Source organism: Bacteroidales bacterium, assembly GCA_041671145.1.
Classification (GTDB): domain Bacteria; phylum Bacteroidota; class Bacteroidia; order Bacteroidales; family JAHJDW01; genus JAQUPB01.
In genome coordinates this window covers 1-12,999 of record JBAZBZ010000036.1, presented here as the reverse complement: position 1 = coordinate 12,999, position 12,999 = coordinate 1, and the positions used below count along the sequence as shown (strand labels likewise).

15 protein-coding genes are annotated in these 12,999 nt (G+C 30.3%); 14 read left to right on the top strand and 1 reads right to left on the bottom strand.

The genetic code is table 11. The features are described 5' to 3' along the window. The first annotated feature begins 199 nt into the window (after window positions 1-199). The 3 genes from WC223_10775 to WC223_10765 all read left to right on the top strand — a co-directional run bounded on the left by WC223_10775 (window position 200) and on the right by WC223_10765 (window position 1,977). Window positions 200-772: a hypothetical protein gene (locus tag WC223_10775; protein ID MFA6924720.1), complete on the top strand. Its 573-nt coding sequence runs from the start codon at window positions 200-202 to the stop codon at window positions 770-772. Between the two features lie 33 nt (window positions 773-805). Then, a complete protein-coding gene (locus tag WC223_10770; protein ID MFA6924719.1) occupies window positions 806-1,420 on the top strand; it encodes a hypothetical protein in 615 nt (204 codons plus the stop codon). A gap of 101 nt (window positions 1,421-1,521) precedes the next feature. Continuing rightward, complete coding sequence (locus WC223_10765; protein MFA6924718.1) at window positions 1,522-1,977, top strand: YccF domain-containing protein; 456 nt, start codon at window positions 1,522-1,524, stop codon at window positions 1,975-1,977. A gap of 58 nt (window positions 1,978-2,035) precedes the next feature. Here the strand turns inward: WC223_10765 and WC223_10760 are convergent, their stop codons facing one another. Further along, window positions 2,036-2,356, bottom strand: coding sequence for a hypothetical protein (locus tag WC223_10760; GenBank protein MFA6924717.1), 321 nt, complete (start codon window positions 2,354-2,356; stop codon window positions 2,036-2,038). Between the two features lie 560 nt (window positions 2,357-2,916). Here WC223_10760 and WC223_10755 point away from each other — a divergent pair. The 11 genes from WC223_10755 to WC223_10705 all read left to right on the top strand — a co-directional run bounded on the left by WC223_10755 (window position 2,917) and on the right by WC223_10705 (window position 12,696). Next, window positions 2,917-3,396, top strand: coding sequence for a hypothetical protein (locus tag WC223_10755; GenBank protein MFA6924716.1), 480 nt, complete (start codon window positions 2,917-2,919; stop codon window positions 3,394-3,396). A gap of 141 nt (window positions 3,397-3,537) precedes the next feature. After that, window positions 3,538-5,535, top strand: a complete 1,998-nt coding sequence (locus WC223_10750) for an ATP-binding protein (protein MFA6924715.1) — start codon at window positions 3,538-3,540, stop codon at window positions 5,533-5,535. A 21-nt stretch (window positions 5,536-5,556) separates the two neighbouring features. Next, the gene (locus tag WC223_10745) at window positions 5,557-6,735 is read left to right on the top strand and encodes a hypothetical protein (GenBank protein MFA6924714.1); all 1,179 of its coding nucleotides are present in this window, start codon (window positions 5,557-5,559) and stop codon (window positions 6,733-6,735) included. A 217-nt stretch (window positions 6,736-6,952) separates the two neighbouring features. Further along, window positions 6,953-7,216, top strand: a complete 264-nt coding sequence (locus WC223_10740) for a hypothetical protein (GenBank protein ID MFA6924713.1) — start codon at window positions 6,953-6,955, stop codon at window positions 7,214-7,216. 31 nt (window positions 7,217-7,247) lie between these two features. Continuing rightward, on the top strand, window positions 7,248-7,421 hold the full coding sequence (locus tag WC223_10735) for a hypothetical protein (protein ID MFA6924712.1): 174 nt from the start codon (window positions 7,248-7,250) through the stop codon (window positions 7,419-7,421). 153 nt (window positions 7,422-7,574) lie between these two features. Beyond that, window positions 7,575-8,204 carry a hypothetical protein gene (locus WC223_10730; protein ID MFA6924711.1) on the top strand — a complete coding sequence of 210 codons (630 nt, stop codon included), beginning with the start codon at window positions 7,575-7,577 and terminating at the stop codon, window positions 8,202-8,204. Continuing rightward, a complete protein-coding gene (locus WC223_10725) occupies window positions 8,201-10,069 on the top strand; it encodes a hypothetical protein (protein MFA6924710.1) in 1,869 nt (622 codons plus the stop codon). Before WC223_10730 ends, WC223_10725 begins: the two co-directional genes overlap by 4 nt. A gap of 105 nt (window positions 10,070-10,174) precedes the next feature. Continuing rightward, window positions 10,175-11,104, top strand: coding sequence for a tyrosine-type recombinase/integrase (locus WC223_10720; GenBank protein MFA6924709.1), 930 nt, complete (start codon window positions 10,175-10,177; stop codon window positions 11,102-11,104). Window positions 11,105-11,111: 7 nt separating this feature from the next. Continuing rightward, window positions 11,112-11,987 (top strand): tyrosine-type recombinase/integrase, encoded by an 876-nt coding sequence (locus WC223_10715; GenBank protein MFA6924708.1) that lies wholly within the window; start codon window positions 11,112-11,114, stop codon window positions 11,985-11,987. Window positions 11,988-12,071: 84 nt separating this feature from the next. Continuing rightward, window positions 12,072-12,542, top strand: coding sequence for a hypothetical protein (locus tag WC223_10710; GenBank protein ID MFA6924707.1), 471 nt, complete (start codon window positions 12,072-12,074; stop codon window positions 12,540-12,542). Next, entirely contained in the window at window positions 12,532-12,696 is a 165-nt protein-coding gene (locus WC223_10705; GenBank protein MFA6924706.1) for a hypothetical protein, read from the top strand. Before WC223_10710 ends, WC223_10705 begins: the two co-directional genes overlap by 11 nt. Window positions 12,697-12,999: the final 303 nt, after the last annotated feature.

Genomic DNA, 12,999 nt, shown 5'->3' with positions numbered 1-12,999 from the left:
TCTTAGTTCCGAAAACTGGTAATTTTCATTCAACGTAAGAATAATAAGTTGAACGCTCATGCTAAAAGCGTGGGCTTAACTTATTTGCGTTGAAGGGTATACCAGTACCTCGGAACCGAATATTGTTACAGTCCGCGCTTTTTGCATTTATAAACTTCTTCTTCGGGACTGGAAGCGGAAAAATAAAACTTAAAAAAATATGAGAAAAAAAATTCTAATTTCAGTACTGCTCGCCTTAATTGGCTTAAGCACTAATGCACAACAAAAAGATTGCAAATACTCAAAAAATTCAGTAGATGAATTTACCAAACAAACAGAGGTCAGAACTAAATTACAGGAAATTTACTTTGAAAAAAAACTTGCTCCTGCCGGATCTTCAGGATATGGAAGTTGGCTTTGTAAAAAATACATAAAAGTATCAGCATGTAATTTTAATGGAAGTAATTATTTATTAATGTGGATTACAAATTGCAAATGCGATGTAGGCAGAGTATCCTCTATTAGTTTTTTGCTTCAAAATGGAGTAGTCATAAATATAAGCGGTAAAATCGAAATGGAATACAGAGATGAATGTGAAGATTACTGGCAATTTTCTTCAGTTAGCGATACTGTGTGGTCAATGCTTAAAACCATACCTGTAAAGAAAATAAGAGTGGAATATAAGGAAAATATGCAACTGACTTTTGAAATAGATGAAAGAGACAATAACAAAATTATGGAAGCGATAAATTGTATTGACATTTTAGGAATACCGAAACCAAAGAATAAATAAAAATAAATGTATAACCTTATTAAAATTAAAACTATGAAAAAAGCACAAAAACTATTGACAGTATTGGCGATACTTATCGCAATCCAAATGATGTTTTCATGTAAAACATCTAAAGTAGATATTGTAAAAAGACATTATCGGACTGGATATTTTGTTAGCATCGGATCTAATAAGAAGGAACATAAACGTAAAGTTAATTCTTTTGAAAATGAAAAAGCACCAGTAGATACAGCGACAATTGGAAAAACTGATACTAAAGAAACTTCCGAAATTCCCAACGAAAATTCCGATTTGAATTTTACTGCATCAACAAACAATGAAATACTATTAACGAAAACCAAACCCCAAACACAATCCCAATATTCTGCTATTAACATTATTAAAAAAGTTAGTGGAAATGGAAATCTGTTGGAACGTTTTATAAATAATAAAAAAACGAGAAAAAATAATGTAAATAATTCAGCAAAAAATGCTTCGGGTAATCATGACAATCTTGGAAAAATTTTAAAAATTCTTGGATATGTTTTAGCAATTGCAGGAGTGTTAATCTATCTGTCGGCTTTTCCGGCAAGCGAAGCGGGTATGGCAATAGGTAGAATTTTAATACTCCTTGGTAGTACTTCTTGGATTGTCGGCATGTTTATGTAGGGTTATAAATTATATTGAATTAATGTGGAGACCAGAACCCACTAAAAACGGGGCGGAACCGAAAAGCCTTACGAGTAGGAAAAATTTAATAAAAAATATTTATGAGAACACTTGGTAACATTATTTGGCATATTCCATTTTTGGGATTTTTAATGGCAATATGGGTTTTTATTTTAGGTTCATTATTAGTTGTAACTGTTATTGCTTCGCCCATAGGTCTTGGGCTTATAGAATACAGCAAATTCTTATTTACTCCATTCAGCAAAGCAATGGTAAGCAAATCCGACTTGAATGTTGAACAAAATAAACTTTGGAAAGTTTATTCAACAATAGTAAGAGTGCTGTACTTCCCTTTCGGATTATTTAATTTCATAATAGGAGTTTTTCAGGTTGTAGGTTTGTTTGTTTCTATAATCGGAATTCCCTGCGCTATTGTTGTAGCCAAATCGCTTGGAATATATTTTAATCCGGTAAATAAAAAATGCGTTCCGATATCAGTTAAGCAAGAGCTTGAAAACAGAAAAGCACAGGAAGAAGTAAAAAAACATTTGGGATAAAAACTGATTTAGAAAGACATTTTATAAAAAGAGCCGAAAAATTTTCGGCTCTTACATTTCAATATTCTTCAGCAAAAAGCATTGTCCAGTAATTATATTCTTTTACTTCCTCTTTTGTATAATCCCCGCTTCCCATCATTGATTTGGAAAGCTGATCAATACAAAATATTTTTCTACCGTCAGAACGAACATAAACTACGAGGTAGTCAATTCCCTGCTCTGCCCGGACAAATGCTTTTAAATCCGCAAGAATCCATATTAACTCTCCGATTGAAATTTCTCTCATCAGATTTGAAGTCATATATGACTTTCCATTGAAGAAATAATCCCCTTTTTTCTCTTGGGGCTGTCGCACCCAAATATTGTTTTCTGTTGCCATAAAAAGAACTTTTTAAAATTTGTTCTATGTTGGCATTTTTGGAAACGGAAAGCAAGAGGAATTTTGAAAAATCCAATTCGGAAATAAGACCAAAATCATTGTGTTTTTTTACTTCAATTTAGGTGGTCAATTTGCTCCGGAATTTTGGCGAAAAGTGGACAGTCCACAGCATAATTTTTTTTCGAAAAATGAAAAAATCGAAAAAGAAGAAATACGATTTTTGAGAAAAATCAGAATCAAAAATAAAGGACAATAAGGAGTAAAAAATCCAATTTAAAGGACATGAATTTGTCCGATAGAGAAAGAGTAAAACGGCAGGAACGAATCACGAATTAGCGTTAGGCAAGATAGCGTGTGGACTGTACACAAAGTGATACAGCCACACGCTATCTTGCTGGGGAGTTCCCCAGACCCCCTTAAGAGTCACACGAATAATATTTGACATCATTATTGCAATATGCTAATATACAGCATATTGCAATTGTTATTTGAAAATAATTTAAGGGTTGCTAAAGCAGATAAACTAAGTCTGTTTTAGTAACCCTTAAATCTTTAATATTATGGAAACACCTATTAGCATTATTCCTGAAATAACTAGTAAAATTAAAAATGTTTTTTCTAAGAAAACATTAAATGACCTTGCAATATCATTAGAAAAAGCAATCCCCGAAGCCATTAAAGGCTATACCGATTACGAAACTCAAAATAGATTATTATTCAGTTATAATCGCTCTGATCTAGAGGGCAGCAAAGAAAGTCCTAGTGGCGGAGCCATGCATTTTGATGTTTTGGAAAATAATAAAAAAATTTGTGAAATTTATTATTACATTATTCCTGGACGTTCTGAGTCTTGTGGTAAAGGATGGTTATTTCATGAATTTTTCTTTGATGAATACGAAAATTTTTACAATGCAAAAATAAAAGAAAATGAAGATAATCATGATAATTACCCTTCAGTAGATGATTTGGATTGTGCATTAGGTCGTATCCTTCATACAATCACAATTTATTGGTATCTATTATCAATAGAAAACAAATAAATTATATATCAAAAATATTATGCCGTAAGTTAAAATACCTACGGCATTTTTAATTTTAATCTAAGTGTTAATCAATCGTTAATTTATTTTAATTTTCATTTTTGTAATTTTATAATTATTTTGACTTTTAAATAAATTTATATGTACAAATTAAAAGCAGGAAAAAATATCGGGTTGTTTTTTTTGATTTTATTTACACTCATTTGTTCTGCACAAAGCGATAAACATACGTTTACAAATTTAGAAGATGCTTTAAAGAATCCATTAGAAGTACAAACACTAAATTTATCCTGTAAACATTTCAAAGAATTACCTGTTGAAATAGAGCAATTTTCTAATTTAGAAGTACTCTATGCTCAAAATTGCAACTTAGAAAGTCTAGATAATATTGATTTTGAAAAACTGATTAAATTAAAAGTTCTTGATCTTTTTAGAAATAATCTAAAAGAACTACCATCTTCAATTTGTAGTTTAAAGAATCTTGAGCGTTTAGAATTAGCAAATAATAAATTAACAAAATTACCCGAATGCATCGGAAATCTGGATTCTCTCACAGGGTTGTTTATATATGAAAATGAATTAACAGAATTGCCTGAATCCATTGGACATCTTTGCTCTATTCAAACTATAGCGGTAAATATGAATAAGCTAACAAAACTGCCAGAATCCATAGGAAACCTTAATTCTCTTAAACAGATTGGTTTATCTGAAAACAAATTAACAAAGCTACCCGAATCATTTGGGAATCTTAAGAATCTTGAGGGATTATATATACAATCCAATGAATTGAAAGAATTACCAAAATCATTTTCCAATTTGGATTTATCTAGTATTAATATATCAGATAACCAACTTAAAACCCTTCCTCCTTCAAGTAAAAATAAATTTGTAAAAGATTTCTCAGCTTGGAATCTTCCTATTGAATATTTACCTGATATGAATAGTGTGAATACAAAAGATGAAAAATTCATGCGTTTTTATAATTATTATAAATATTTTGTAGAAAATAAAAAGATGAAAGTCGACAATGCATCACTTCTTCTTATTAATAACGAACTTAACAAAAAAAACGATAATCTAAATAATATATACTTATTGCTGAATAATCAAATTTTAGAAAACAGGAAAGAAAACATAAAATTGAAAGACAATAATGATAATCTATATACAAAAAGTATTATATTGAAAAATCAAATTTCAAAAAATAGGAAAGAAAATATACAAATAAAAAATGAGAATAAAATTCTTTCTAACACAAGATTGGTGCTGATAGGCATAGCTTTACTTTCTATTGTCATTCTTATCATAAATAGTATTTCTATTAAAAGGTCCAGAAGAAAATACAAGTTTGAGAAAGATGCTAACGAAAAACTTAAAAAAGCAAATAAAGAGCTTGAAGAAAATAAAGATGAATTAATAGAATCAAAAAAACGAGCGTTTATAAGTGATATGGTAATGGGACTTGCACATGATTTGAAAACCCCAGTTGGTAATGCATTACTTTTATCGGATACATTTAGAAATGAAACTAAATTTTTAGATAGAACATCATCAGATAAAGAAGAATATGTTTATTATAATAATGTTTTAAAAAGCAGTAATATTATTTTTCAGGAAATGACTAAAATTAAAGACTGGATTTCAGGATTTGAAACAATAACAAACGATCAAATTTTAAATGAAAGGAAGGAAATAAATTTAAAAGAATATATAAACCAAAGCATACAAATACTTTCATTTAAATTAAAAATGAAAAATATTAATTATTTAATAGAATGTAATAGTAATATTAAAATTGAAACTTCCCCTGGTTTTATATCTCAAATAATACAGAATCTTACAAACAATGCAATTGAACATGGTTTTGAAGGATATAAAATCAAAGATAAGTTAATTCAAATTAGAATTGAACAAAATAATGACGATATAGTTATTATTTATCAAAATAATGGAAAGCTTATTTCCGATGATAATTTAAAAAGAATTTTTGATGAATACTTTTCTACAAAAAAAGAAGGAATTAAAGGATTGGGCTTAAGTTATGTTAGAAAGGTTGTAGAAGAAGGGTTGCATGGTAGTATATCCTGTCAAAGTAATGAGACGGATGGGGTAAAATTTGTAATCTCATTTAAAAACTAACATATAAAATATTTAATAAATATGGAAGAAAAAAATACTTGGAAAATATTTATCGTTGACAATGAATATTCTGTTTTTGATACAACAGTAATATCACTACAAAAAGCTTCAAGTGAATTTACTAAATTGAAAAACATTAATCTCGAATATTGTTATTTTGATAGTGCTAAAAATACGATAGAAGCATTACAAAAACAAGATTCTGAAGAAACAGATGTTGCTGTGATTTTTCTTGATGTTGTGATGGAAGATAGTGGATTTGAAGTTATAAAATATCTTAAAGAAGTAGCCAAAAATAATTTAACCCAAATTATTTTAAGAACAGGACAAGCTGGTAAAAATGGAATAAACAAACCCGTTGAAATTGCCCTAGAGTATGACATTAATGATTTTATAAGCAAAGACGAACAATATCAATTTAGATTAGGTACGTCACTTATAAATAGTTTACGAATGTTTGAATACCTCGGAAAATTGAATCAAAGAAACAATGAGCTGAAAAATTTATATTTAAAATTTATTTCTGATTTTTCAAACCGTGAAATAATATTTTCAGATAGTTTGAGAATTCCTAATTTAATATTAGATGTATTTAACCAATTAAAAAACATTTATTCTTTACCTGAGAAGAAAATAACAAACGATGCCATTGAAAAAATAGCATCAATTGAAAATATTAGCTTCAGAGGCATCTTTCTTTTATTAGAAAATGTGATTTTAAAATCACTATACAACGTTATTGATGCAAAAGAAGTTAAATTTTTGGGAGTGTTAACTTCTAATAAGATGATATGGCAAAAAAGCATTGCAAGCCTTGAAAAACTTTATGAAGGATTATTAGATAAAAAATTGATAGGATATATCAAGAAAGAAATTTTTATTAATCATTTTAGAAGCTTAATGATTCCAGATCAACTTATTGACTGGACTGGTAATATAGAAGATTTATCTCATTTATATTTTGAATTAGTACAATTTAATTATTTAAATAAGATTTTTAAAAAAGATAGACACGTAGAAGTGGCAAGACATTTTTATTCATCAAAATTAAATGTTCAAGTAAACCCTGGTGTTTTAAAGGCCTATTTAAGTAAATACAAATCAAAGGATCAAGATAATGAAGAATTTGTTCTTTGGACAGGAGATAATTCTAATAGGGATAATATTAATGAAATCATGTTAAATATAGATATGGTTTGATAATAAGTATTATATCCTGAGGTTGTTAAGAAAACAGCCTCTTTTTTATACATATAGTATAAACCATCCTGAATAATAATACACCTCTCTTTTAAATTTTTCCCAATAGTATTGCTGTTAACCTATAGTCAATTCTACGTAAAGCCAGTAATAATTGAGTTTTAAGGTTGATAAAGTATTTTTGATAAAGTAAAACTTTATCAAAAACTAAAAATCTATGAAAATAAAGACATATACCCCAGCAACAGAGAAAATTGCAGAACTCTTGTTTAATATAATGCAAAGAGCCATGCAAGGTGGACTTCCAGAAAAGGAAGCAATTAAAATATACGACACAATTCTAAGCAATTTATGCAAACTTGATAAGTCGCAATCTCAGTATGATGTATTGCTTGAAGACATCCTGAATTATTGGGCTTTGCCATTGATCATGGATTATGGAGTATCAACGAATAAGATTGAACAAATAAGTTTAAATTAAATACTTGCAAACCCTTTAAAATTACTCAACTATGGAAACAAATAATATAATAACAGGATCCGATAATCCGATAGATTCTTATTCTTTTTTTAAGATTTCTTCGGGCAGACATATAAATTTAGATAATTTGCATTATCTGGCATATGTTATAAATAAAGAAACACTAAAAAAAGACAGAAAAAAGCAAAATATCAAAACACTCTAAAACCATTGATAATAGTGGCAAATAATATAAATATAAATTTTGTTTTCACAAAAAATGTTCTGATGTTTGGTAAACATAACGCAAACCCTTGTCTTTATTGCAATACGGTAATATCAATAAGTATTGCAAAAAGCAGGTTTAAAAATTAAACAAATGGAAAACACAGAAACAACAGCCGACATCAAGAGCTTATCTGAAAACAAAATTCAAATATTTCTAAAGTTATACAAAAGTTTAAAAAGAGGAACGCACAGCGCATGTTCGCAAGTACCTCAAAAATGGCTTGCAGAAAACAAATTAAGCATGAAGCTGACAAGAGTGGGATTCAGTTCGGGGCAACTACATCATGGAAAAGAGCAGAAATTTAAAGACGAACTGGAAAGCGTCGGATTCCTTGTAAAAACAGAAATTCCATCAAGTCATGGAGGAATAACATACAAATGCTTCGGAAAAGGTTCAATGCTTTTTCCCTTACGAAATAAGGATAATGAAATAATAAACTTCTGTTCAATATCTATAAAAAACGGAAAAACTGAATACATGAATGAATACGGCATTTATCCCGAATACCCGAAGAAAACCGCACAAAAGCTATTTTTAGCCCAAACAGTACTTGAAACAGCAACCATTCTTGAATCGGAAACACTAAAAGAAAACGAAGCGGTGATGTCGCTTTTTGACGGACAAATAAAACAACAACACATTGATGCCATAAAAAGCATTACGGAACTTAAAGAAATAATAATTGTTGGAAACATAACAATTAAAAACAACCTACTATGAAATCAGACATAAGCGACCTCAGAAAACTTATCGGCAATATTCCGGTAAAAAGAGTAAAATTTGATGAAGAAGAAACGCTTCACGAAATCCTTATTAATAAAGGCAAAGAAGCAGTCGCTGAAAAACTAACCCATACAATTAACTGCGAAGAAGAAGCAGACGACAATCCCCTGCCCGAAAAACAGAAAGAAGAAAATAAAAATGATATTGAAAACAAAACTCAACCTCAATCCCAACCTTTAATAATAGAAAAGCAGGAAGAACTACAATCAGTTGAAGAAGCTGAAATAATTGAAACGAGTTTTCAAACAACGGAAGAAATAAAACCGGAAATTCAAACCATATATGACGGAAAATTATTGCTCCAAAATAAACTAAATAATTATTTCGTACTCGGAGCGATTTCGCAGGACTTAAGCGTTCTGCCCGTCACACTTATTATTGAAGAAAAAGCCACTGGAAGAAAAGAACGAGTAAAAATTGATTTATACGAAAGAGAAAGCATCCGATACCTTGCAGAACAAATCGCAAATATTTATTATCAAAACAATGAACAAATCGAAACAGAACTATTGCAGTTAACCGATTTACTTGAAAAATATCGCGAAAACCAAATCGAGCAGTACAGAAATGAACTGAAGATAAGAAGAAATTATCAGCAAGTCCCACCCGAAAAAGAAAAGCAAATAATTCAGTTTTTAAAAGAACCAAACCTGATTGAAAATATTGATAAACTTATTGAAAAAGCAGGAGTGGTGGGAGAAGAAAACACAAGAAAATTACTTTTTGTTAATGCTTCAACTTACAAAATGAGCAATCCGCTTCATACGCTAATACAAGGCACAAGCGGTTCGGGAAAGAGTCATTTAATAAATACAATCGGACAATGCTTTCCTTCGGAAGATGTGCTTATTATGACAAGGGTCACAAGCAAATCATTTTATCATTATTCAAAAGAAGAATTAGTTGACAAATTATTGCTACTGCAGGATTACGACGGATTGGACGAGGAAGCCCAATACGCTTTCAGAGAATTACAAAGTTCAGGAGTGCTGAGCAGTTCCACCACATACAAAGACAGAAACGGGAATATAACTTCGGTAGTGAAAATTGTGAAAAGCAACTTCGCTTCCCTATTGGCAACTACTCACGCAGAAATATATTACGACAGCATGAGCCGATCCGTTGTAATTGGTGTGGATGAAAGCGAAGAACAAACACAAAAAATAATAGAACATCAAAATAACGTGCTTTCAGGAATTATTGACCAAGCAGAAGAAAGAAAAGCAAAAGTATTTTTGCAAAATTGTATACGGCTTATAAAGCCATATGAAGTCATCAATCCTTATGCAAGCAAAGTAAAACTGCCCACAGAAGCAAAGATGCTCAGACGGCTGAATTTTCACTATCAGCAATTCGTAAAACAAATTACAATCCTGCATCAGTATCAAAGAAACAAAGACAACAAAGGGCGACTAATAGCAGAACCCGAAGATTTAAGAATTGCATTCAATATTTTATTTGATGCAATAATTCTTAAAGTTGATGATTTAGATTCATCGCTCAGGCAGTTTTTTGATAAACTTAAAGATTATGTAAAACAACAATCACAGAACAAAGCAAACGAATATCAATTTACACAAAGAGAAATCCGGCTTACCTTAAATTTAAGCAGAGGTACTTGTTTCAGATATATGGAAAGTTTAGAAATGCTTGAATATATCCAAAAAGTTGGTGGCTACTCTAATAAAGGTTTTAAATATAAAATTGTATTCTTTGATGATATTCAAAAAATCAAAACAAAAATAAAAGACGAATTAAATAAACAGCTTGAAACGATTAATAATGCTAATAGCTCACAGTAGCTCAAAGAATATGGAACACTACAACTCACACACAGCAAGCAAAACAGCGTAGCGTCTCATCAACTCAGGAGTGAGCATAATAGATAAAAATAAAAAATAAAATAAATGAAGCATCTGCCAATATATAATCCAGTATTTGAAAATTACTATAAAGAGTTTTATTCATTTATAAAAACAAAAGGATATAGCAGAGGCAAAGACAGCATGTATCCGAGTTGTGTCAGAGAATTTTTATTTTTCATAGAAAGCAAACAAGTAAGTGAAATAAAGGAAATCACAGCAAAAGAAATAATCGCATACCACGAATACCTGCTCGAAAGACCAAATCAAAGGAGAGGTGGTGGATTAAGCGATTCAATGATTAAAAGTCATTTGTTTTCACTCAGATTATTTTTTGATTTTTTATTGGACACAGATGTTGTTGATAGCTCTCCTGCACGATTGCCAAAATTCGTACTAAAAAAATATAAAGAAAGAAACATACTTACACTTGAAGAAATAAAACAGCTTTATAACGCTTGCGAAACAAGACAGGATAAAGCGATGCTTTCACTTGCATACGGATGCGGACTTCGAAGAAGCGAACTTGAAAAACTTGATGCTTCAGATGTCCATATACAAAAAGGAGTTGTTGTTATAAGAGACAGCAAGAATCATAAAAGTCGCACCATTCCCCTTTCCGATAATGTGCTGAAAGATTTAAAAGAATACATCATTTACGAAAGGATGAAATATATAAACATAAACACAACTCCGGAACATGCATTGTTTATAAACCAATGGGGCAGAAGAAAAAAGGGAGATGATATGAATGAAAGATTAAAACAACTGATTGAAAGAACACAAAACCCTGAAATATTAAGAAAAGAAATAACATTACATTGTCTCAGACATTCAATAGCTACTCACCTTTTGGATAACGGAGCAACAATTGAATTCGTTCAACATTTTTTAGGACATAGCAATATTGATACAGCACATATATATTCTAAAAGAAGAATGCAACGATTGAAAATATTAAGTCAGATTAAATAATGAAATTATGAATGAATTAGCAGAAATAGAAAATTACATTTACCGCATGGGACATTCAAAACAGACCGCAAGAAGCTATATGTATGCAATAAGAAATTTCCTGAATTCAAATCCCGATGCAAAAAATTACAGATATAAAGATGTATTGAATTATATGTCAGAAAAAGTCAGGGATTACAAAAATTCAGACACTAAAAATGGAATTCTCGGAGCGGTAAAGAAATATTACGATTTTCTTGTTGACATAGGATTAAGAAATGATCATCCGTGTAGAGCTTTAATCCTAAGAAAGAGAAAAAACAAAGACATAATCCATCAGGATTTGTTTTCATCAGCAGAACTGGAAATGCTTATGAATAGAGAGGAACGCTATGAAAAACTGAGGTTGAAAAATCAGACATTAATATCAATACTCATTTATCAGGGTCTTACAGTCGGCGAAATGATAAATTTAAAAATCAACAATATTGATTTTGACAACGGAACTATCTATATAAAAGCTTCAAGAAAATTTGCTTCACGCCATTTGGAGCTTGTTCCAAAACAATTCCGAATAATAGAAAGATATGCTCGCGAGAGCAGAGAAAACCTTTTAAAATGTGAAACTGAAAAGTTGCTGATAGGAATGCGAGGAAATCCGATAACAGTTGAAGACATTAACTATGTTGTGGAAACATTTAAACCATTATTCCCCGACAGGAACTTAAATCCGATGACAGTAAGAATGAGTGTAATCGCAAACTGGTTGAATGAAAAACGCATTCCATTGGAGCAGGTGCAATTGATGGCAGGTCATAAATGGATTTCGGCAACAGCGAGGTTTCGCTTTACTCCGATAGAGGAACAAAGGGAGTTAATAAATAAATTTCATCCATTGAAATAAGTAAAATTATTTGTATATTTGCATTGATTTTGATTGAAGTAAATATTAATTTGAGGAATTTTGATTGAAAAATAATTTAATTAAATGAATTTACCGAGATACCAATTAAAAGGAGGCGATGGATTAACAACTTACGAATTTGTAAGTGAAGGCAGAAAAGGTAGAATTCCAAAATTAATTCAGTTTACTACAACAAATATGGAAGGTGTCTATAATCTTGCTTTTGGAGATAAAGATGCCAAGACAGGTCAGATTAATGATAAAGTTATTTCAAATAATGGAGATAGTGAAAAGGTACTGGCAACTGTTGTGGCAGCGGTTTATGCTTTTGTAGAGAAAAAACCTGATGCAATAATTTATGCAATAGGGAGCACTAAATCAAGAACAAGGTTATATAGAATGGGGATTACAAGATATATTACTGAAGTTAAGAAAGACTTTGATGTTTTAGGTTTCAGAGATAAAAATTGGCACCCGTTTAGAAAAGATGTAGAATATGAGTCTTTTTTAGTAATAAAAAAACAACAGAATATAAATACTACTTATGAATATTAAAGAATTAAAAAAGAGTAAAGTTCCAATTGTAATCATTGATAAATCATTGAACAAATATGATAATGTTGTTTTGTTCCCTGATAAAGTTGCTTTGGCAAACGAAATGTTAATGAAATTTGGAATTCCAAAAATCAAAAGGACAAAAAAACAATAATTATAAATTATTTGTTTTTTTATTAAACAATCAAGATTAAAAAATCTTGATTTAAAAAATATTTTATTTTCCCGAATTTTATTGCAAATTCGGGAAATTTCTTTCTACATTTGTTTCTAATAACTCATAAGGAATTGGAAAAGTTTTTACAAAACCATACGAGTACAACAGGAAGTTCTTTGACAAAATGTATAGGTGCATATCGGCACGGGTTTAACGGAAAAGAAAAAGATGACGAATTGAAAGGCTCGGGAAACTCTTATGACTATGGTATGAGAATTTACGACCCGAGATTAGGGCGCT

Coding starts and splice junctions, on each gene's coding strand:
- WC223_10775 (MFA6924720.1), top strand. CDS start 200: ATGAGAAAAAAAATTCTAATTTCAGTACTGCTCGCCTTAATTGGCTTA.
- WC223_10770 (MFA6924719.1), top strand. CDS start 806: ATGAAAAAAGCACAAAAACTATTGACAGTATTGGCGATACTTATCGCA.
- WC223_10765 (MFA6924718.1), top strand. CDS start 1,522: ATGAGAACACTTGGTAACATTATTTGGCATATTCCATTTTTGGGATTT.
- WC223_10760 (MFA6924717.1), bottom strand. CDS start 2,356: ATGGCAACAGAAAACAATATTTGGGTGCGACAGCCCCAAGAGAAAAAA.
- WC223_10755 (MFA6924716.1), top strand. CDS start 2,917: ATGGAAACACCTATTAGCATTATTCCTGAAATAACTAGTAAAATTAAA.
- WC223_10750 (MFA6924715.1), top strand. CDS start 3,538: ATGTACAAATTAAAAGCAGGAAAAAATATCGGGTTGTTTTTTTTGATT.
- WC223_10745 (MFA6924714.1), top strand. CDS start 5,557: ATGGAAGAAAAAAATACTTGGAAAATATTTATCGTTGACAATGAATAT.
- WC223_10740 (MFA6924713.1), top strand. CDS start 6,953: ATGAAAATAAAGACATATACCCCAGCAACAGAGAAAATTGCAGAACTC.
- WC223_10735 (MFA6924712.1), top strand. CDS start 7,248: ATGGAAACAAATAATATAATAACAGGATCCGATAATCCGATAGATTCT.
- WC223_10730 (MFA6924711.1), top strand. CDS start 7,575: ATGGAAAACACAGAAACAACAGCCGACATCAAGAGCTTATCTGAAAAC.
- WC223_10725 (MFA6924710.1), top strand. CDS start 8,201: ATGAAATCAGACATAAGCGACCTCAGAAAACTTATCGGCAATATTCCG.
- WC223_10720 (MFA6924709.1), top strand. CDS start 10,175: ATGAAGCATCTGCCAATATATAATCCAGTATTTGAAAATTACTATAAA.
- WC223_10715 (MFA6924708.1), top strand. CDS start 11,112: ATGAATGAATTAGCAGAAATAGAAAATTACATTTACCGCATGGGACAT.
- WC223_10710 (MFA6924707.1), top strand. CDS start 12,072: ATGAATTTACCGAGATACCAATTAAAAGGAGGCGATGGATTAACAACT.
- WC223_10705 (MFA6924706.1), top strand. CDS start 12,532: ATGAATATTAAAGAATTAAAAAAGAGTAAAGTTCCAATTGTAATCATT.